This is a genomic window from Arthrobacter sp. BK1, from assembly GCF_056680055.1.
In genome coordinates this window covers 576,181-595,763 of record NZ_CM155263.1, presented here as the reverse complement: position 1 = coordinate 595,763, position 19,583 = coordinate 576,181, and the positions used below count along the sequence as shown (strand labels likewise).

General features: G+C 64.8%; 17 protein-coding genes and 1 tRNA gene. 11 read left to right on the top strand and 7 right to left on the bottom strand.

The features are described 5' to 3' along the window. Positions 1-154 precede the first annotated feature (154 nt). The 4 genes from AC1MCA_RS02655 to AC1MCA_RS02640 all read right to left on the bottom strand — a co-directional run bounded on the left by AC1MCA_RS02655 (position 155) and on the right by AC1MCA_RS02640 (position 4,430). Positions 155-1,294: a bifunctional 2-methylcitrate synthase/citrate synthase gene (locus tag AC1MCA_RS02655; protein ID WP_108597443.1), complete on the bottom strand. Its 1,140-nt coding sequence runs from the start codon at positions 1,292-1,294 to the stop codon at positions 155-157. A 61-nt stretch (positions 1,295-1,355) separates the two neighbouring features. After that, on the bottom strand, positions 1,356-2,261 hold the full coding sequence (gene prpB, locus AC1MCA_RS02650) for a methylisocitrate lyase (protein WP_479801019.1): 906 nt from the start codon (positions 2,259-2,261) through the stop codon (positions 1,356-1,358). Next, the gene (locus AC1MCA_RS02645; protein WP_479801017.1) at positions 2,262-3,782 is read right to left on the bottom strand and encodes an MmgE/PrpD family protein; all 1,521 of its coding nucleotides are present in this window, start codon (positions 3,780-3,782) and stop codon (positions 2,262-2,264) included. Positions 3,783-3,791: 9 nt separating this feature from the next. Then, entirely contained in the window at positions 3,792-4,430 is a 639-nt protein-coding gene (locus AC1MCA_RS02640; RefSeq protein WP_479801015.1) for a GntR family transcriptional regulator, read from the bottom strand. A gap of 190 nt (positions 4,431-4,620) precedes the next feature. Between AC1MCA_RS02640 and AC1MCA_RS02635 the strand changes: the two genes are divergently transcribed. After that, a complete protein-coding gene (locus tag AC1MCA_RS02635; RefSeq protein ID WP_479801013.1) occupies positions 4,621-6,522 on the top strand; it encodes a propionyl-CoA synthetase in 1,902 nt (633 codons plus the stop codon). A gap of 1 nt (position 6,523) precedes the next feature. Here the strand turns inward: AC1MCA_RS02635 and AC1MCA_RS02630 are convergent, their stop codons facing one another. Both AC1MCA_RS02630 and AC1MCA_RS02625 read right to left on the bottom strand, forming a co-directional pair. After that, positions 6,524-7,237, bottom strand: a complete 714-nt coding sequence (locus AC1MCA_RS02630; protein ID WP_479801011.1) for a response regulator — start codon at positions 7,235-7,237, stop codon at positions 6,524-6,526. After that, entirely contained in the window at positions 7,234-8,874 is a 1,641-nt protein-coding gene (locus tag AC1MCA_RS02625) for a sensor histidine kinase (protein ID WP_479801009.1), read from the bottom strand. The genes AC1MCA_RS02630 and AC1MCA_RS02625 overlap by 4 nt, the downstream gene beginning before the upstream one ends. Before the next feature lie 141 nt (positions 8,875-9,015). On the opposite strand from AC1MCA_RS02625, the gene AC1MCA_RS02620 reads away from it, so the two are divergent. The 10 genes from AC1MCA_RS02620 (at position 9,016) to AC1MCA_RS02575 (ending at position 18,659) form a co-directional block, all read left to right on the top strand. Next, a complete protein-coding gene (locus tag AC1MCA_RS02620) occupies positions 9,016-10,365 on the top strand; it encodes a cation:dicarboxylate symporter family transporter (protein WP_479801007.1) in 1,350 nt (449 codons plus the stop codon). 229 nt (positions 10,366-10,594) lie between these two features. After that, entirely contained in the window at positions 10,595-11,494 is a 900-nt protein-coding gene (locus tag AC1MCA_RS02615) for a ParA family protein (RefSeq protein WP_108600532.1), read from the top strand. 7 nt (positions 11,495-11,501) lie between these two features. Beyond that, positions 11,502-12,314, top strand: coding sequence for a segregation and condensation protein A (locus AC1MCA_RS02610; RefSeq protein WP_479801005.1), 813 nt, complete (start codon positions 11,502-11,504; stop codon positions 12,312-12,314). Next, positions 12,311-12,973 carry an SMC-Scp complex subunit ScpB gene (gene scpB, locus AC1MCA_RS02605; protein WP_479801003.1) on the top strand — a complete coding sequence of 221 codons (663 nt, stop codon included), beginning with the start codon at positions 12,311-12,313 and terminating at the stop codon, positions 12,971-12,973. The genes AC1MCA_RS02610 and scpB overlap by 4 nt, the downstream gene beginning before the upstream one ends. Before the next feature lie 109 nt (positions 12,974-13,082). Beyond that, positions 13,083-14,339, top strand: coding sequence for a pseudouridine synthase (locus tag AC1MCA_RS02600; RefSeq protein WP_108600196.1), 1,257 nt, complete (start codon positions 13,083-13,085; stop codon positions 14,337-14,339). Positions 14,340-14,342: 3 nt separating this feature from the next. Next, positions 14,343-15,452 (top strand): prephenate dehydrogenase, encoded by a 1,110-nt coding sequence (locus AC1MCA_RS02595; protein ID WP_479801000.1) that lies wholly within the window; start codon positions 14,343-14,345, stop codon positions 15,450-15,452. Beyond that, on the top strand, positions 15,452-16,165 hold the full coding sequence (cmk, locus tag AC1MCA_RS02590; protein ID WP_479800998.1) for a (d)CMP kinase: 714 nt from the start codon (positions 15,452-15,454) through the stop codon (positions 16,163-16,165). The genes AC1MCA_RS02595 and cmk overlap by 1 nt, the downstream gene beginning before the upstream one ends. Positions 16,166-16,193: 28 nt before the next feature. Next, positions 16,194-16,874 (top strand): lysophospholipid acyltransferase family protein, encoded by a 681-nt coding sequence (locus AC1MCA_RS02585; protein WP_479803258.1) that lies wholly within the window; start codon positions 16,194-16,196, stop codon positions 16,872-16,874. Between the two features lie 10 nt (positions 16,875-16,884). Further along, positions 16,885-18,435: a ribosome biogenesis GTPase Der gene (gene der / locus AC1MCA_RS02580; protein WP_479800996.1), complete on the top strand. Its 1,551-nt coding sequence runs from the start codon at positions 16,885-16,887 to the stop codon at positions 18,433-18,435. Positions 18,436-18,582: 147 nt separating this feature from the next. Continuing rightward, positions 18,583-18,659: transfer RNA gene (locus tag AC1MCA_RS02575), tRNA-Pro, on the top strand. Between the two features lie 53 nt (positions 18,660-18,712). On the opposite strand, the gene AC1MCA_RS02570 is transcribed toward AC1MCA_RS02575, so the two are convergent. Then, positions 18,713-19,582 (bottom strand): Fpg/Nei family DNA glycosylase, encoded by an 870-nt coding sequence (locus AC1MCA_RS02570; RefSeq protein ID WP_479800994.1) that lies wholly within the window; start codon positions 19,580-19,582, stop codon positions 18,713-18,715. Between the last annotated feature and the right edge of the window lies 1 nt (position 19,583).

Genomic DNA, 19,583 nt, shown 5'->3' with positions numbered 1-19,583 from the left:
CCTCAATCATCAGGCCAGGAGTGACCCCGCGTTGCGGTTACCCCCGGACCGCGGCTCAGGGGATCCGCGAAGAGCGCCGACGGCGGCGCTCCGGCCACCCCGAAAGGTGACCGGCCCGCCGTTGGTTGTGCCGTCGTCGTCCGTTTCCGTCCGATCAGGGGACGTGCCGCTCCTCAACACCGTTGTATTCGCTCAGCGGGCGGATCAGCGAATTGGAATCGAGCTGCTCCATGATGTGGGCCGTCCAGCCGGTGATACGGCTGGCGACAAACAGGGGAGTGAACGTCTGCGTATCGAAGCCCATGAGGTGATAAGTAGGACCGGCAGGGTAGTCGAGGTTGGGCTTGATGGCCTTCGCCTCGTCCATCGCCTGCTCAAGGCCGTTGTACAGTCCCAGGAGCTCTGGGCGCCCGTAATGGGCGATCATTTTGTCCAGGGCAGCCTTCATGGTGGGCACGCGGGAGTCGCCGTGCTTGTAAACGCGGTGCCCGAAGCCCATGACCTTCTTTTTCTGCGCCAGGGCATCCTCCATCCACGCCTTCGCGCGGGTGGCGGCCTCCTCGAGGGACTCCTCGGAACGGATCCCGATCTCATCGAAGGTGTGCATGACTGCCTCGTTGGCGCCGCCGTGCAGCGGACCCTTCAGGGCCCCGATGGCGCCGGTGACGGCCGAGTGCAGGTCCGAGAGGGTTGAGGTGATGACGCGCGCCGTGAACGTGGAGGCGTTGAAGGAGTGCTCGGCGTACAGGATCATCGAGACGTTGAACGCCTCCACAACCTCCGGCACCTGTTCCTCACCGAAGGCCATCCAGAGGAAGTTGGCAGAGTACCCCAGGTCATCGCGGGGTTCCACTGCCTCCTGCCCGTGGCGGCGGCGCTGGTCGTAGGCAACCACGGCGGGCATCGCGGCGAAGAGGTCCACGGCCTTGGCCATGTTGGCCTCGCGCGAGGAATCCTCCGCCAGCGGGTGCCGGGCCCCCATGACCGACGCCGCAGTCCGGCAGACATCCATGGGATGCGAGCTGGTGGGGAGCGCATCGACCACCTGCTTCACTACCGGGTCCAGGGCGCGCCCGGCCCGTTCGCGTGCCGTGAACTCCGCCAGCTGTTCGGCAGTGGGCAGTTCACCGTTCCACAACAGGAACGCCACTTCCTCAAAACTGCACCTCGCGGCGAGCTCCTGCACCGGATATCCCCGGTACAGCAGGGAATTGGTGTCGGGGTTGACCTTCGAGACGGAGGTGTAGTCCACCACGACGCCGGCGAGACCCTTTTTGATGTCCTGTTCAGCCATGCTGAAACTCCTTTGTTCCTGTCGCCAGTTGTGCCGGCCGGAGCCGGAGATGTGGGGTGGGTCAGTTGGTTCCGGGGATCTGGAAATTGAAGACCCCCGTATCGAAACGGTTGTAGGCCTCATAGTCAACGAGGTCATACAAGCGCGAACGGGTCAGCATGTGTGAGACCTGTGCCTCCTGGGTTCCGTCTGCCTTAATCGATTCCAGAGTACGCTCCGCGGCCCCCATGGCACTACGGAGGAGGGTCACCGGATATATCACCATGTTGACGCCGACGCCGGCGAGCTGCTCCACGGTGAAAAGGTCGCTCTTGCCGAACTCGGTCATGTTGGCCAGGACCGGCACGTCCACCGCGTCGCGGATGGCCTGGAACTCGGACAGGTCCTTCATGGCCTCCGGGAAGATGGCGTCAGCCCCGGCCTCCACCAGCGCCTTCACACGGGACTGTGCCGCTTCCAGCCCGTCCGTGGCGCGGATATCGGTCCTGGCCATGATGAGGAAGTTCGGGTCGCGGCGGGCATCAGCTGCGGCCCGGATGCGTTTGGTGGCAGTATCCAGGTCCACCACGTTCTTGCCGTCCAGGTGGCCGCAGCGCTTCGGGTTGAACTGGTCCTCGATGTGGCAGCCGGCCAATCCCGCGTTTTCGAGCTCCTGGATGCTGCGGGCCACGTTCATGGGCTCGCCGAACCCGGTGTCCGCATCCACCAGGCAGGGGAGGTCAGTCATCCGGGCGATCTGCCCGGCCCGGGTGGCCACCTCGGTGAGTGTGGTCAGGCCGATGTCCGGCAGGCCAAGATCGTTGGCCAGGACAGCGCCGGAGATATACACACCGGCGAAGCCCTTTTCCTCGATCAGCCGGGCAGAGAGCGGGTTGAAGGCACCCGGGAACTGGGCGATGGTACCGGAAGCCAGGAGCTCGCGGAGTCGGAGGCGCTTCTGCTCGGGCGTGGTGCTGGAGTAGAGCATTTAGAACAGCCCCTGGGGTGCGTTGCTCAGGTCGATGACGCCGGGCGCTGCCGTGATGTTCAGCTGGTCCAGCTCGCCGGGGCCAAGATCCGGAAGGCTTTCGGCCGCTGCGAGGAAACGCTCGATCTCCGCTTCCTCAACCAGTCCTGCGGCCAGACTGCGGAACTTGTTGATGTACTGCTGGCGGGCGAAGGGCCGTGCACCGAGCGGGTGGGCGTCGGCCACGGCGATCTGGTCGGTGATGACCGTGCCGTCGTTAAGGGTGATCTCCACAGATCCGCCGAAGGCCTTCTCTGCGATGTCCAGGGAGTGGTAGCGGCGGGTCCACTCCGGATCCTCCTCCGTAGTGACCTTGTGCCACAACTCCACGGTGTCCGGCCGGCCGGCGCGTTCGGGGGAGTATGAGTCGACGTGGTGCCAGGACCCGTCCTGCAGGGCGACGGTGAAGATGTACGGGATCGAGTGGTCCAGGGTTTCACGGCTGGCGGTGGGGCTGTACTTCTGCGGATCGTTCGCGCCGGAACCGATGACGTAGTGCGTGTGGTGGCTGGTCTTGATCAGGACCGACTTCACGTTGGCCGCATCCGTGGTTTCCGGGTGTTCCCGGTGAAGCTTCCGGGCCAGGTCAATCCAGGCCTGGGCCTGGTACTCGGCGGAGTGTTCCTTGGTGTAGGTGTCCATGATGGCGCGCTTCGCCTCGCCGGCCTCCGGCAGCGGGACCTCGTAGGAGGCGTTGGGGCCGTCCAGCATCCAGGCGATCACACCGTCTTCGCCTTCATAGATCGGGACCGGGGAGGTCTGGCCGCGCATGGAACGGTCCACGGCTTCCACTGCCATCTTGCCGGCGAAGGCGGGTGCATGGGCCTTCCAGGTGGAGATCTCGCCCTTGCGGGACTGACGGGTGGCCGTGGTGGTGTGCAGTGCCTGGCCGACTGACTGGAAGATGGTCTCGACGTCGAGGCCCAGGAGGGTGCCGATGCCGGCAGCTGCGGACGGGCCAAGGTGCGCCACGTGGTCGATCTTGTGCTTGTGCAGGCAGATCGCCTTGACCAGGTTGACCTGGATTTCGTAGCCGGTGGCGATGCCCCGGATCAGGTCCTTGCCACTGGCACCAACGTGTTGTGCGACGGCCAGGATGGGCGGGATGTTGTCCCCGGGGTGGGAATACTCAGCGGCCAGGAACGTGTCGTGGTAGTCCAGTTCGCGGACAGCGACGCCGTTGGCCCAGGCCCCCCACTCGGGGGAAACCCGGTCGGTGATGCCGAAGACGCTTGCACCCTTGCCGTTGGTGGTCGGTGAATGTGTCAGGGCCTGTGCCCGGGCTGCAACGATGGGGCCGCGGTTCAGGGAGGCGATGGCAACGGAGGCGTTGTCGATCACCCTGTTGATGACCATTTCGGTAACCTCGGCGGTCACCTCCACAGGATCGGCGGCAACAACGGCGATCTTGTGCGCCAGCTGGTCCTCGCGGGCGAGGTTCTCTTCGCTTTTGTAGACACGGACGTGGTTGAGCTTGACCATGGTGCTCCTCTAATGCGGGATGTGGGTTGCTTTGACGTGGGAAAGGCTGCGGTGCAGATGCAGGGTGGTGGCCGCTTCGGCGAGCTTGGCGTTACCGGCGGCGATGGCTTCGGCGATCGCCGCATGTTCGAGGGCTGCGGCGTGGAGGCGCTGGGCGTCGTCGGCGGCGAGGCGGCGGACCCGGACCAGATGGACGCGCAGGCTGCGCATCGCCTGGGCGAGGTAGGAATTTGAGATGGCGGAGTCGATGGCTTCGTCGAGCCGGCCCACCAGGGCGTAATAGGCGTGCAGGGCAGGATCTGCGCCGGTAATGAGTTCCGGCGCACGGAGCAGTTCGGCGTGCAGTTCCTCGAACACTGCGCGCTCGCCGCGTTCGGCGGCGAGCGACGCCGCCCGCCCTTCCAGGGTTTCGCGCAGTTCGAACATCTCGTCGATGTCGTCCAGGGAGATGTCGGTGACGACGACGCCGCGGCCGCCCGCCGCCGTCAGTCCTTCTGCGCTAAGCCGGCTGAGCGCCTCCCGGAGCGGGGTGCGTGAGACACCGAGGCGTTCCGCCTGCTCCACCTCTGCCAGGACGGTTCCCGGTGCCAGCCGCCATTCAATGATGTCATCGCGCAGTGCGGCGTACGCCTTGTCGCTGGCTCGCATCACTGCCTCCTTCATTGGTTGGCTGACCGGGTGTGACGTTTCTCAGTGTATACACAGCCAGCGGCTTTTGCCAGCAATTTCGAATCTATCCGCTATTGAGGTTGTCCTGTGTATACATTGACCCTTGTGCGGTGCTGCGTCACCGGGCTAGCATGGGCCCCATCACAATGTCGTGGACAGGATGCATTTCATGGTTACCAAGAGCTACCAGGACAGCTACGGACAGAGCCTGGCGAAACCCGAAGACTTCTGGCTGGATGCTGCAGCGAAGATCTCCTGGACCGAACCCCCGCAGCAAGCTGTCGATTCCAGCACGGCGCCCTTGTTCCGGTGGTTTCCTGACGGCGTCCTGAACACTTCCTACAACGCCCTTGACCGTCATGTGGAGGCCGGGCGCGGAGACCAGGATGCACTCATCTATGATTCCGCGATGCTGGGGATCCAGCAACGATTCACCTATGCGGAACTCACCGGGCTGGTGGCCCGGTTCGCGGGTGTGCTCCGCAAGCATGGAGTCGGCAAGGGCGACAGGGTGGTCATCTACATGCCGATGATTCCTGAAGCAGCCATCGCGATGCTTGCCACAGCCCGGCTGGGGGCGGTGCATTCGGTGGTGTTCGGCGGCTTTGCGCCCAAGGAACTGGCGTCCCGCATCAAGGACGCCGCTCCGGCCCTGGTGGTGACCGCGTCCGGCGGGATAGAGCCCTCCCGCCGGATCGAATACCTTCCCGCGGTCGCGGAAGCACTGCAGCTGGCCGGAGTACCTGACCTCCCGGTGATTGTCGCGTCGCGGGAGGGCTTCTCATCCTCACTGTCGGACCACGCCGGCTGGCTGGACTGGGACGCCGAAATCGCCTCGGCGGAACCGGCAGCACCCGTGGACGTCAAAGCAACGGACCCGCTTTACATCCTCTACACGTCGGGAACCACCGGCAGCCCCAAGGGAGTGGTGCGGGACAACGGCGGCCATGCCGTGGCGCTCAGCTGGACCATGGAAAACATCTATGACATCGGCCCCGGCGACGTGATGTGGACAGCCTCCGACGTCGGCTGGGTCGTGGGGCACTCCTACATCGTCTACGGCCCCTTGCTGGCCGGGGCCACCACAGTCCTCTATGAAGGCAAGCCGGTGGGCACGCCTGATGCCGGGGCATTCTGGCGCGTGATCGGGGACCACAAGGTCAACGTGCTGTTCACCGCGCCCACGGCGTTGCGGGCCATCCGGAAGGCCGATCCCGAGGCCAGGCTGCTGCAGACTCATGACATCTCCAGCCTGCGGACACTCTTCGCGGCGGGGGAGCGGCTGGACACCGACACCTTCCATTGGGCATCGCAGTCCCTGGGCGTGCCGGTGGTGGATCACTGGTGGCAGACAGAGACCGGCTGGGCCATCTGCGCCAACCCGCGGGGGCTGGAGCAGCTCCCCATCAAGGCGGGTTCCCCCAGCGTTCCGATGCCGGGGTTCCGGCTCAACATCGTCGACGGACTGGGGGAGGAGGTCGCCGCCGGGAAAGAGGGCAACATCGTGCTGGGGCTGCCGCTGCCGCCCGGAACGCTGACCACGCTGTGGGGCGACGACGAACGCTACATCTCCTCTTATCTGCAGGCATTCGAGGGTGTCTACGCCACCGGCGATTCGGGCTACCGGGATGACGACGGCTACGTATTCGTGATGGGACGCACTGACGACATCATCAACGTGGCAGGACACCGGCTCTCCACCGGTGCCATGGAACAGGTCATCGGACAGCACCCGGCGGTAGCTGAGTGTGCGGTGATCGGCCTCGCGGACCCGTTGAAGGGTCAGCGTGCCAGCGGCTATGTGGTGCTGAAGTCCGGGGTCGACGTGGCTGAAGACATCCTGGTCAAGGACCTCATCGCGCTGGTCCGCCGGGACATCGGAGCTGTGGCGGACTTCAAGCATGTGGCAGTGGTGGAGGCCCTGCCCAAGACCCGCTCGGGCAAGATCCTCCGCAAGACCATGCGTCAGATTGCCGATGGCGAGGAGTACGTGGTGCCGTCCACTATCGAGGACGCCGGCGTGATCGACCAACTGATCGGGACCCTGCGCCCGGGGGCAGCCGGGCACTGAGTCAGCGGCCGCTCCAGCGGTATTCGTTCTCCGGCCGGCCCGGAGTGCCGTACCGCGGCATCCGTGAGACCGTTCCGGCGTCCGCCAGGTACTCGAGGTAGCGCCGGGCGGTAACCCGGGACATGCCCAGCGCCGCCATGACCTCTGTCGCGGAGACGGCGTCGGCCTGCTGTTTCAAATAGTCCTGGACTGACCCGAGGGTCGAAACTGACAGCCCCTTCGGGAGCGGCAGTTCCGACGGCGCCCGGAGGCTCGCGAACGCCTGGTCCACCTCGCTCTGGGAAGCCCCCGTCCTGCCGCTGCCGGCCTCCGGTGAGGCAAGCTGCTGCCGGAAAAGGCGGTAGCTTCCCAGCTTGTCTGCGAAAGTAGCGAATGTGAACGGCTTGATGAGGTACTGGACGACGCCGATCGCGACGGCACTGCGGACAATCGCTAATTCGCGGACGGCCGTGATGGCGATGATGTCCGCCAGGATCCCTGCCGCGCGCATCCGGCGGGCAATGTCGAGTCCGTGGAGGTCCGGCAGGTTCATGTCGAGCAGGACGAGCTCCACAGGGTCGCCGGAGGCCTGGAACTCGGACAGGAGCCGCAGGGCGGACTGCCCATCCGGAGCTGTACCCGCGAGCTTGAATCCCGCCAGCCTGCCGACATAGGCTGCGTGCGCCGCGGAGGCGACGGGTTCGTCCTCAACAATGAGGACGCGGATATCGCTCACTGGAACTCCTCCTCTTTGTCGGGTCCGGTTGCCACACCCGGCAGGAAGACATGGAATTGCGCACCGTCCGTGCCTGTGATCGTCATGGTACCGTCCAGCCGCTGGACGGCCTGCCGGACGAGGGCCAGGCCGATGCCGCGCCCGAACGGACCGGAGGCCTTGGTACTGAAACCGTGCCGGAAAATATCGTCAAGGGCGGCGGGGTCCACGCCGGCGCCGGAATCCTTGACGGTGATGTCCAGGCCTTCAGCGTCCGACTCCACCGTCAGGTCAACCTTCTTGGGTGCGGCACCATCTGCAGCCGCGTCGATGGCGTTGTCCAGGAGGTTGCCAAGGATGGTGACAAGGTCCTGGATCGCCAGTCCCGCGACGGACGCAGACCCCTGGGTGGCGAGCGTCAGCTTCACCCCGCGTTCGTTGGCTTCGGCTGCCTTCCCCATGATGAGGGCGCTGAGGACCGGCTCGTCGACCGAACTGACCATCTCGTCCGTGAGCTGCTGGCTGAGTTCCAGGTCCTGGGTGGCGAACTCCAGCGCCTCACCCGTGCGGCCCAGCTCAAGGAGCGAAACCATGGTGTGGAGCCGGTTGGCGTGCTCGTGCGTTTGCGCCCGCAGGGCGTCAGAGAGGGTCCGCATGGTCTGCAGTTCGCTTCCAAGGGCTTCAATTTCGGTGCGGTCCCGGAGGGTGGCCACCGTTCCGTAGACCGGAGTCCTGCCGCGCAGACCCGGGCGAACCGGGCCCTTGGCAGGTCCTTGGTTGACCACCAGGATCCGTGAACCGGTCAGCACAATTTCGTCATGGGCGATGCGTCCGGATTCGAACAGCCCCCGCAGGCCCTCGTCCAGTGGCAGTTCGGACAGGAACGGCGGCCGGGTGGGGTCGTTGCTGCTCCGCTCAGCCAGGCCGAGCAGTTCTGCGGCCTGGTCGTTATACATCACCACGCGGCCTTTGGTGTCGATGAGGATCAGCCCCTCCCGCACTGAGTGGAGCACGGACTCGTAGTAGGCGAAGAGCTGCGCCAGCTGCTCCGGGCCCCAGCCCCGCGTGACCCTGCGGAGGTAGCGCCCTAGGAACCATGAGGCCAGCGATCCGCCGATCAACAGAATGAGGCCGATCGCCAACAGCGCCGGCAGCCGGCTTGCGAAGGCGACGTCGACTGTCCGGACCGTGACACCGGCAGCCACCAGCGCCCTGACGTTATTGCCCGGGTCCAGGACCGGAACGATGGTGCGCACTGACGGTCCCAGGGTTCCCGCGGTCACCTCAGTGAACACTTCGCCCCGGAGGGCAGCGTCGATGGTGCCGATATAGGGCCTGCCGAGTTCCTCACTGCGCGGATGCGTCCAGCGGGTCCTGTCCGGCGCCATGATGGTGAGGAAATCAATTCCGGCGCCGTCCATGACCTTCAGGGCGTAGGGCTGCAGTGACGCGGAAGGATCCTGCTGGTCGGCAGCCTGCAGGACCAGGGGATTGGCGGCCACAGAGGCCGCCACACCGGCCATACGTAGCCCGGCCTCCTCATAGGCGCGGTCCCGGGCGTCGACAAAGGTGGCGGTACCCACGATCGCAATGAAGGACAGCACGATCAGCAGGTTGGCGACAAACAGCCTGCGGGCGATACTCCAGCGGTGGATCATCAGTACCTCCCATGACCAATATGAACGCAACGGTGAGCTGCGTCACGGCGTGCCTAATGATGGATATCACACCGGACCGACGCGAAGAGCCCAGAGACTGCGCCGCAGCGTCTACCAGATTATCCACAAAGGAGACACATCATGGCCTCTCAACGAGGAGAGTCAGCAGCGCCTGCAAAGGCCGCCCGCAAGGGCCTGGACAAATCCCACTACCTCTACATCGCCGTCATTGCCGCCGTCATCCTGGGCGCCGTGATCGGTCTGCTGTTCCCCGAAGTCGGAAAATCCCTGAAACCGCTTGGTGACGGCTTCATCAAGCTGATCAAAATGATGATTGCGCCGATCATCTTCTGCACCATCGTCCTGGGCATCGGCTCCATCGCCAAAGCAGCCACAGTGGGCAAAGTGGGCGGCCTCGCGTTGGGCTATTTCGTACTCATGTCCACCTTCGCCCTGGGCATCGGCCTCGTGGTGGGCAACCTGATCCACCCGGGAGAAGGTCTGAAGCTTGCGCCGTACGATCCCAATAAGAAGGCTGAAGTAGACAGCACCGTTGCCTTCCTCCTGGGCATCATTCCGGGCGATATTCCCGTCCTGCCGACCCTCTTCGCCGCCATCCTCGTGGGCTTCGCCCTCCAGAAAATGGGCCCGCAGGCCGCCCCGATCCTCAAGGCGATCGGCCACGGCCAGGTTCTTGTCTTCCGCATCCTGATCATGATCATGTGGCTTGCCCCGGTGGGTGCCTTCGGTGCCATCGCCGCCGTCGTCGGAGCCACCGGCTTCCAGGCCATTGTCAGCATGTTCACTTTGATGGCCGCCTTCTACATCACATGCGCCCTGTTCATCGTCATCATCCTCGGCGGGCTGCTCCAGATTGTGACAGGCGTCAATATCTTCAAGCTCATGAAGTACCTGGGCCGGGAGTACCTCCTGATCTTCTCCACGTCATCTTCCGAGGCGGCCCTGCCCCGCCTCATCGCCAAGATGGAGCACCTCGGAGTCTCCAAGCCGGTTGTCGGCGTCACCGTCCCCACGGGCTACTCCTTCAACCTGGACGGCACCGCCATCTACCTGACCATGGCGTCCCTGTTCGTGGCCAACGCCATGGGCACGCCGCTTGACCTGGGCGCCCAGGTGTCCCTGCTCATCTTCATGATCATCGCTTCCAAGGGTGCAGCCGGCGTGACCGGTGCAGGTTTGGCGACGCTCGCCGCAGGGCTTCAGGCACACAAGCCCGAGCTTCTGGGCGGCGTGGGCATGATTGTCGGCATCGACCGCTTTATGTCCGAAGCCCGTGCGCTCACCAACTTCACCGGCAACGCCGTTGCCACGCTGCTGATCGGAACCTGGGTCAAGGAGATCGACAATGACCAGGTGGGACGTGTCCTCTCCGGCGACCTTCCCTTCGACGAGCAGACCATGATCGCCGGCCACGGCGAGACTGCAGGCCACGGTGATGCGGACGCAAAGCCGGTACCTGCCACCGTCTAGGAAGCTTCAACAGCACCACACGGAATGCCCGTCCAGCCCCCGGCAGGACGGGCATTCCTGGGTGAATGGGGCTAACCTTCGACCTCAACCAGAAGGTCAAGGCTCAACATTCGTGCAAAGTCAAGTTCCGCCGTTTACCGTGTCGGCCCCTGTAGCCTTGAAAGAAGAAGGAACGGCGCTGGGCATCCAGCGGCAAGAAGTCACCGTCATCGAAAGTGTGGATAGATACGTGAGCAGCGAACAGGGTTCGGCAACTCTGGAGGGCACGGAACTCGACCTGGAAGACGCCGTGATGGGCCCCACGGGGCGTCCGTACCGCGAATTCCCGGAACCTGCGCCGCTTTCCTCCCACGGTCCGGCACGCGTCATAGCAATGGTCAACCAGAAGGGCGGCGTGGGTAAGACCACGTCCACCATCAACCTGGCCGCGGCCCTGGCTGAATACGGCCGCCGGGTCCTGCTGGTGGACTTTGACCCCCAAGGTGCGCTTTCTGCCGGCCTCGGCATCAATCCCCATGAACTGGACCTCACCGTCTATAACGTCCTGATGGACCGCAAGGTGGACATCCGCGACGCCATCCACCAGACGGGCGTTGAGAATGTAGACCTGCTTCCAGCCAACATTGACCTCTCGGCCGCCGAAGTCCAGCTTGTCAATGAGGTAGCCCGCGAGCAGGTCCTGGACCGGGCGCTGAAGAAAGTGGAGGACGATTACGACGTCGTCCTTATCGACTGCCAGCCGTCGCTGGGCCTGCTGACCGTCAACGCCCTGACCGCTGCGCACGGCGTGATCATTCCGCTGATCTGCGAGTTCTTCGCGCTTCGCGCTGTTGCCCTCCTGGTTGAGACCATCGACAAAGTCCAGGACAGACTGAACCCCCGCCTGCAGGTCGACGGCGTACTTGCCACCATGTACGACTCCCGCACGCTGCACAGCCGCGAGGTCATCACACGGCTGGTGGAAGCCTTCGGTGACAAGGTCTTTGAGACCGTCATCAAGCGTTCCATCAAGTTCGCCGATGCCACCGTTGCCGCTGAGCCCATCACCACCTATGCCGGAAACCATATCGGTGCCGACGCCTACCGCCGCCTGGCCAAAGAGCTGATTTCCCGCGGCGGCGCTCCCTAGCCACGCCGTGGCCGAGCCCAAACCCGGCTTCGAAGTCCGGCTGGCCAATTTCACTGGCCCTTTTGACCTTCTGCTCGGCCTGATCGCCAAGCACCAGCTGGACATCACCGAGGTGGCGATCGCCACCGTCACCGATGAGTTCATCAAATACATCCGGAACCTCCAGAAACTGGGCGGGGACTGGGCGCTGGATGAAGCGAGCGAGTTCCTGGTTATCGCCGCCACGCTGTTGGACCTCAAGGCTGCCAGGCTCCTGCCGGCCGGCGAAGTGGAGGATGAGGAAGACATCGCGCTGCTCGAAGCGAGGGACCTCCTCTTTGCCAGGCTTCTCCAATACAAGGCGTTCAAACAGGTGGCCGGCCTGATGGCAGAGACCCTGGAGCAGGAGGCCCAACGGTTTCCCCGCCAGGTGGCACTCGAGGAGCACTTCGCCGCCATGCTTCCCGAACTGGTGTGGAAGCACTCGCCCCAGCAGTTCGCGCAGCTGGCCGAAGCCGCCCTGAAACCAAAGGCCGCGGCGCCCACCGAAGTCGCTCTCGACCACCTGCACGGCGGCACCGTCAGCGTCAAGGAGCAGGCCGAGATCCTGGGCCTGCGGCTTCAGCTGGGGAAGCCGTTGTCGTTCCGGGCATTGATTGCCGATGCCGGGTCCACCCTTGTGGTTGTCGCCAGATTCCTGGCTTTGCTGGAGATGTTCCGGGACAAGGCGGTGGCCTTTGACCAGCTCTCGCCGTTGGGGGACCTCACCGTGCACTGGACTGTTGACGGCCAGGACTGGTCCGTTGAAAACCTGAGCGAAGAATATGAGGAGCAGCCGTGACCACCGACACTCCGTACCCTGAAGATGAGGGCGTTGTGGACTTTCAGGACCTTCCCGGCGGAGCGAAGGCCGCGCTTGAGGCTGTCCTCATGGTGCTGGACCAGCCGGCAACGGCAACCGAGCTGGCGGCGGGCCTGAAGCTGACGGTCGCCGCCGTTGAAGAGCTGTTGGCGGAACTGCAGCGCGATTATAGCGGCTATACTGTTAAAGCCCCGGACATGGACGAGCCCAGCAATGCTGGTTTCAGTGCCACCCCCCGGGGTTTTGAATTGCGGAACATCGCCGGTGGCTGGCGGATCTACTCCCGCACGGAGTTCGCTGACATAGTCGGACAGTTCGTGCTGGAGGGACAGACGGCCAGGCTCACGCAGGCAGCGCTGGAAACACTCGCTGTCATCGCGTACCGGCAGCCCGTCTCCAGGGCCCGCGTGTCTGCGATTCGAGGAGTCAATGTCGATTCTGTCGTACGGACATTGACCCAACGCGGGCTGATCGAAGATTCGGGTCACGATCCCGAGTCGGGAGCAATCCTCTACCGGACCACCTCGTATTTCCTGGAACGGATGGGAATCGGCTCAGTGGCTGAACTGCCTCAGCTCTCACCCCATCTTCCGGGGCTTGAGGGCATCGCGGAGTTCTACGACGCCGACAGAATGTAGGCGGGCAACCGCCTGCGCACAAGAGTATTCATAAGGGCAGATAAATTCTGCATGGCTGGCTAGGGTTGTTGTTGGACAACTTGCCGGCCAACATATCGAAGGACGGGTCATGACACAGGCGGGACGCCAGGGTTCACCACGTAACAGTTCGGGACGCAACAGTTCAGAACGCAATGCCGGACAGGGCGGCGCCAGCCGCAATCCGGCACAGGGCGGCGCCGGCCGTAATGCGGCGCAGGGCGGCGGATTCCGCGCCGGCGCAGGCAAGCGCAACGCAGGATTCGGTGGCGGCGGAGAACGTCCGTACGGAGACCGTCCGTACAAGGCCCCGAAGCCGCGCGAGGAGCCGTTTGTCGATCCCGGCGACGCCCCCGCATCGCCGGCCGGCCGCGACGGATCCGACCGGAAGCCCGCAGGGCAGTCCTCACGGAAGCCGGCAGCCCGCAAGCCGGGCGCCAAAAAAGAGCCCGGAACTCCCGGTGCCCTCAAGCCCAAGCCACGCTCGGCCAGGCCCGGCGCGGCAGCATCGCGTGCTTTCGGCAGCGAACGGTTCGGGCAGAACCTTGGTCCGGTCCGCAAGCCGTCGCGCAAGCGGGGCCCGCGGAGCGCTGTTCCGCAGTCTGAACTCCACGACGCCGACGGCGTCCGGCTGCAGAAGGTCATGGCGCAGGCCGGCGTGGCTTCGCGCCGCGTCTGCGAGGAAATGATCGCCGAGGGCCGCGTCGAGGTCGACGGCCAGGTGGTGACCGAGCTTGGTGTCCGCATTGACCCCCAGACCGCCATCGTCCACGTCGACGGCCTGCGCATCCAGCTCGATGACAACCTCGTCTACATGGTCTTCAACAAGCCCAAGGGCGTTGTCTCCACCATGGAGGACCCGGACGGCCGTCCCTGCATCAGTGACTTCGTGCGGAAAACCCACCAGGGCGAGCGGCTCTTCCATGTGGGCCGCCTGGACGTCGCCACCGAAGGCCTGCTGCTCCTCACGAACGACGGCGAGCTGGCCAACCGGCTCACCCACCCGTCCTATGAGGTCCCCAAGACCTACCTGGTCCAGGTCCGCGGCCCGTTCCCACAGGGAATCGGCGCGCAGCTGCGCGAAGGTGTGGAACTTGAGGACGGCATCGCCTCCGTTGACTCGTTCAAGCTGGTGGACTCCACACCCGGTCACGTGCTGATCGAGGTAGTCCTGCACTCCGGCAAGAACCGGATTGTCCGGCGCCTTTTCGACGCCGTCGGCTTCCCTGTCCTGCGCCTGGTGCGCGTCAAGGTGGGTCCCATCGGGCTGGGTGACCAGCGCCAGGGCAGCATCCGCAACCTTGGCAAGCAGGAAGTCGGCCACCTGCTGGCATCCGTAGGGCTCTGAGGCATGTCCGCATTCCGCTCGCACGGGCGTGGACACCTCAACGGCCCGGTGGTGGTGATTGGCACCGGCCTGCTCGGTGCCAGCATCGGGCTGGGCCTGCGGGGACGGGGCGTGCCTGTGTTCCTCTCTGACCCGTCGCCCACCAACCAGGCCGTCGCCGTCGATATCGGTGCAGGCCAGCCCCTGGAGCACCTCGGTGACGAAACGCCTGAACTGGTGGTGGTGGCAGCACCGCCTGACGTGACTGCCGACGTCGTCGCCAAGGCCCTGGCCGATTACCCCGGTTCAGTCGTGGTGGACATCGCCAGCGTCAAGGCAGCGATCCTGGCGGAGCTTCGCAGCCGCGCGGTGGACCTGACCCGCTACGTGGGTACCCACCCGATGGCCGGGCGTGAAAAGTCCGGACCGGTCGCGGCCCGCGGTGAGCTTTTTACGTCCATGCCCTGGGTGGTGTGCCCCGGCACTGAATCGTCCGAGGCCGCTGTGCAGACGGCGCGTTCGCTGGCAACGGACCTCGGAGCTGTTGTTTCGCAGTTCAGCCCCGAGGAGCACGACGAAGCAGTGGCACTCGTTTCCCACCTGCCGCAGGTGATGTCGTCACTGCTGGCCAGCCGGCTGCAGGGAACGCCGCTTCATGCGCTGTCCCTGGCCGGCAACGGCCTGCGCGATGTCACCCGGATCGCGGCAAGCGACCCCACCCTGTGGGTCCAGATCCTGGGCGGCAACGCCCGGAAAGTCGTCGATATCCTTTACGGCGTCCGCGAGGACCTGAACCGCCTTATCGGCACCCTGGAGGACCCCACGGCGCCAGGCGCGCGGCTTGATCTGGCGCAACTGATCAGCGAAGGCAACGCCGGGCAGGCCCGTATCCCGGGCAAGCACGGCGGCCCGCCGCAGGCTTACGCATGGCTGACTGTCCTTGTTGACGACAAACCGGGCCAGATCGCCAGGCTCCTCACCGAAATCGGCGAGATCGGTGTCAACGTGGAGGACCTGCGGCTGGACCATTCCTCAGGCCAGAATGTGGGCATGGTGGAACTCTCTGTACTGCCGAACAAACACGACCACCTGATCGAAGCACTCAACGACCGCGGATGGCGGGTACTCCAGTAATGACACAGGAACTTCTTGACACCCTTCCGGCGCTGCGCGTCGGCAGGCCGCTGGTGGTCGCCATCGACGGGCCGTCCGGTTCCGGAAAGTCCAGCGTGAGCAGGGAAGTGGCACGCCGGCTGCACCTTGCGTACCTGGACACCGGTGCCATGTACCGTGCGCTCACCTGGTTCTGCGTCAACAGCGGCATCGATCTCAGCGACGCCGCCTCCGTGGAGCAGGCGGCCAGGGACCTTGTGCTTGAACTGAGCACCAGTCCGCAGCAGGAATTTGTCCGGGTAGACGGAGCAGACGTCACCGATGCCATCCGCGAGCCCGCCATCTCGTCGGCCGTCAGCACTGTGGCCACCACCCTGGGTGCCCGGACTGAACTGATCCGGCGGCAGCGGGCACTGATCGAAAAGCACCACCGGCGCATCGTGGTGGAGGGCCGGGACATTACCACCGTCGTCGTGCCTGGTGCGGAAGTGCGGATGCTGCTGACGGCCAGTGAAGAGGCCAGGCTTCGCCGCCGCGGCATCCAGCTGGGCGGCGGCCAGGACGCGGAACAGTTGGCCGCCCAGGTGACTGGGCGTGATGCCAAGGATTCCACCGTGGTGAACTTCACCCAGGCCGCCGATGGCGTTGTCACCCTGGATTCCTCCGACCTTGATTTCGCGGAGACCGTGGACGCCGCCCTCGTGATTGTGACCAAGGTGCTGAACCGTGACTGACGGCGCTAAGTTGCCCTCTGGCTGGACCATGACGTGGAGCCGGCCTGTGGGCTGGATCCTGGATCATCTGGTGTACCGGACCACTGTCACGGGCAAGGACAACGTCCCCACCGGCGGGCCGGTCATCTTTGCCGGCAACCACATCAGCTTCCTGGACGGGCCGGTGATGTTCGGCGCATCGCCGAGGCGAATGCACATCCTGGTCAAGAAAGAGATGTTCAAGGGTCCGCTCGGGCACGTCCTCCGCGCCTCCGGGCAACTCCCGGTGGACCGTTCCGGGGACCGGGCAGCGCTGCTGCTCAGCAAGGACATGCTCGACGCCGGCCGGTGCATCGGGATTCTCCCGGAAGGCACCCGGGGGAGCGGGCAGGCAACAGACATCAACAACGGGGTCGCCTGGCTGGCCCTGAACTCGGGGGCCCCCGTGGTTCCCGTGGCGATTCTCGGCACGAGGACAGGCGGGGAACACCTCGACACCGTCCCCAGGCCGGGGCGGCGGTTCCACGTCAGCTTCGGCAACGCCCTGACACTGAGCCGCAACCCCGGCGAAACAGGCCGTGCTTCAATGGACAGGGCGGGAATGGAAATCCGCACTGCGCTGGCGGGGCACGTCCAGGAAACAATCCACCACAGTGGGCAGCCTTTGCCCCATGCGGATTACAGCACGACTCTCACAGCAGTAGCCGGGCCGCCGGCAGATGACCACTAAGGAAAGCGCAATGAGCGATACGACTCAAACCTCCGGCCACTCCGGCGCCGGCGAAGACGAATACACGCCCACCGGCACGGACCAGGTGGCCGAACGGCTGGCCGCCATTGACGACGACGAAGCGGAGATGCGCGCAGCGTCACTCCGGGCCGGTCTGGAAGACTACGACCTCGATGAGGAAGACGCCGCCCTGCTGAGCGGGGATTACGACGACGAGGACTTCAGCGGTCCGGTCAAGCTCGATCCTGTCCTTGCCATCATCGGGCGCCCCAACGTGGGCAAGTCCACCCTGGTGAACCGTATCCTGGGCCGCCGCGAAGCCGTGGTTGAAGATACCCCCGGCGTCACCAGGGACCGCGTGATGTACTCCGCCAGCTGGAACGGGCGAAACTTCACCCTGGTGGACACCGGCGGCTGGGAGCACGATGCCCGCGGCATCCACGCCCGGGTTGCCGAGCAGGCCGAAATGGCCGTGGAACTCGCCGACGCCGTCCTGTTCGTCGTGGACTCGGCAGTGGGGGCCACCGCCACGGACGAGGGCGTCATGAAGATGCTCCGCCGCAGCAAGAAGCCGGTCATCATGGTGGCCAACAAGGTTGACGACTTCGCCCAGGAAGCGGACTCCGCGACCCTCTGGGGTCTCGGCTTCGGCGAGCCGTACCCGGTATCGGCCCTGCACGGACGCGGTGTGGCGGACCTCCTGGACCACGTGATGGACACCCTTCCCGAGTTCTCCACCATCGAAGGCCTGGAGCGCTCCGGCGGTCCGCGCCGCATCGCCCTGATCGGCCGCCCGAACGTGGGCAAGTCCTCCCTGCTGAACAAGCTGGCGGGCTCCGAGCGCGTCGTAGTGGACAACACTGCCGGCACCACCCGTGATCCGGTGGATGAATTCATTGAACTCGGCGACCGCACCTGGCGCTTCGTGGATACGGCGGGTATCCGCCGCCGCCAGCACATGGCCCAGGGTGCCGATTACTACGCCTCCCTGCGGACCCAGGCCGCCCTCGAAAAGGCGGAGGTCGCCGTCGTGCTCCTCGCCGTGGACGAGGTCCTCAGCGAACAGGACGTCCGCATCCTGCAGCTGGCCATTGAGTCCGGCCGGGCATTGGTCCTCGCCTTCAACAAGTGGGACCTGCTCGACGACGAACGCCGCACCTACCTGGAACGGGAAATCGAACAGGACCTGGCCCACGTGGCCTGGGCGCCCCGGGTCAACATCTCGGCACTTACCGGCTGGCACAAGGACCGGCTGGTGCCCGCCCTTGACCTCGCACTGGAGAACTGGGACAGGCGCATCCCCACAGGACGGCTCAATGCCTTCCTTGGCGAGCTCGTGGCCGCGCACCCGCACCCGGTCCGCGGCGGAAAGCAGCCACGCATCCTCTTCGGCACCCAGGCCTCCAGCCGCCCGCCGAAGTTCGTACTGTTCACCACCGGTTTCCTGGACCCGGGCTACCGCCGGTTCATCACCCGCCGGCTCCGCGAAACCTTTGGTTTCGAGGGCACGCCGATCGAGGTCAACATGCGCGTACGCGAAAAGCGCGGCAAGAAGCGTTAATTCCGACACACCTGGGGCGCGCAGGCGGCAAAGTGTCATTGGCAGGCTCCGGAATCGTGTAAGCTTTTCAAGGTGGTTCAGCCGGACTGCTGAGTGGAAATCCTCGCTAACACTTGGATGAAACGCAGCGGAGAACGGCGGAACTGACGGGCTGTAGCGCAGCTTGGTAGCGCACTTGACTGGGGGTCAAGGGGTCGCAGGTTCAAATCCTGTCAGCCCGACCAAAGCAAAAGCACCCCGGAGAATCTTCTCCGGGGTGCTTTTGTTTTGTGCCGGCTTATTTCAGGAACTTTGAGGTCCGCCGGTCTGCCAACACCTTGCCCTTCGTCTGGCACGTCGGGCAGTACTGCAGGGCCGAGTCCGCGAAAGACACCTCACGGACCGTATCGCCACACACCGGGCACGCTTCGCCTGTGCGGGCATGGACCCTCATATGGCTGCGCTTGACGTCCTTGAGTTCACTGGGCGGCTTGCCCTCGGCCTCTGCAAGGGCAGTGCCGAGGATGCTGTGGATGGCGTCATAGAGCACCTGCACCGTCCCGCGGTCCAAGGACTTACCCGTTGCAAAGGGGGAAATTCTGGCGGCATGCAGGATCTCGTCGCTGTAGGCATTGCCGATCCCCGCAATCACGCTCTGGCTCCGCAGGAGGCCCTTGATCTGTTGCGGACTGGATCCCAGGATTTCCGCCAGCGTATCGGCGTCGAACTCCTCGCTGAAGGGGTCGGGCCCGAGGGCGGCGATGCCGGGAACGTCCTGCGGGTCGCGGACAACGTAGACCGCCAGGCTCTTCTTGGTCCCGGCCTCCGTAAGGTCCATGCCGTGATCGCCGTCGGGGCCGCTGAATGCCAGCCGGGCGGCGATGGGGCTCTTGCCTGGCCGAAGCTGGGTACCGGTGGGGGAGTCGGTGAACCGGACCCACCCCGCCCGTGCCAGGTGGAAGACGAATGACGGTCCATCCGTGTCGATGCTGATGAATTTGCCGAACCGCCGTACACCAGAGACTTTGCTGCCCTCCAACGCGGTGAAGGGGGGATCCGCCGTCTTCAGCACGGCAAAAGAAGCAATCTGGACGTTGTGGATCACCGAACCCCGGAGATGCGAATCGAGGAATCCGGCAAGGCCTGCAACCTCGGGAAGTTCCGGCATG

Coding starts and splice junctions, on each gene's coding strand:
- AC1MCA_RS02640 (WP_479801015.1), bottom strand. CDS start 4,430: ATGCGAGCCAGCGACAAGGCGTACGCCGCACTGCGCGATGACATCATT.
- AC1MCA_RS02595 (WP_479801000.1), top strand. CDS start 14,343: ATGTCCGCATTCCGCTCGCACGGGCGTGGACACCTCAACGGCCCGGTG.
- AC1MCA_RS02655 (WP_108597443.1), bottom strand. CDS start 1,294: ATGGCTGAACAGGACATCAAAAAGGGTCTCGCCGGCGTCGTGGTGGAC.
- AC1MCA_RS02645 (WP_479801017.1), bottom strand. CDS start 3,782: ATGGTCAAGCTCAACCACGTCCGTGTCTACAAAAGCGAAGAGAACCTC.
- AC1MCA_RS02585 (WP_479803258.1), top strand. CDS start 16,194: ATGACGTGGAGCCGGCCTGTGGGCTGGATCCTGGATCATCTGGTGTAC.
- der (WP_479800996.1), top strand. CDS start 16,885: ATGAGCGATACGACTCAAACCTCCGGCCACTCCGGCGCCGGCGAAGAC.
- AC1MCA_RS02600 (WP_108600196.1), top strand. CDS start 13,083: ATGACACAGGCGGGACGCCAGGGTTCACCACGTAACAGTTCGGGACGC.
- AC1MCA_RS02625 (WP_479801009.1), bottom strand. CDS start 8,874: ATGATCCACCGCTGGAGTATCGCCCGCAGGCTGTTTGTCGCCAACCTG.
- AC1MCA_RS02635 (WP_479801013.1), top strand. CDS start 4,621: ATGGTTACCAAGAGCTACCAGGACAGCTACGGACAGAGCCTGGCGAAA.
- prpB (WP_479801019.1), bottom strand. CDS start 2,261: ATGCTCTACTCCAGCACCACGCCCGAGCAGAAGCGCCTCCGACTCCGC.
- AC1MCA_RS02620 (WP_479801007.1), top strand. CDS start 9,016: ATGGCCTCTCAACGAGGAGAGTCAGCAGCGCCTGCAAAGGCCGCCCGC.
- cmk (WP_479800998.1), top strand. CDS start 15,452: ATGACACAGGAACTTCTTGACACCCTTCCGGCGCTGCGCGTCGGCAGG.
- AC1MCA_RS02570 (WP_479800994.1), bottom strand. CDS start 19,582: ATGCCGGAACTTCCCGAGGTTGCAGGCCTTGCCGGATTCCTCGATTCG.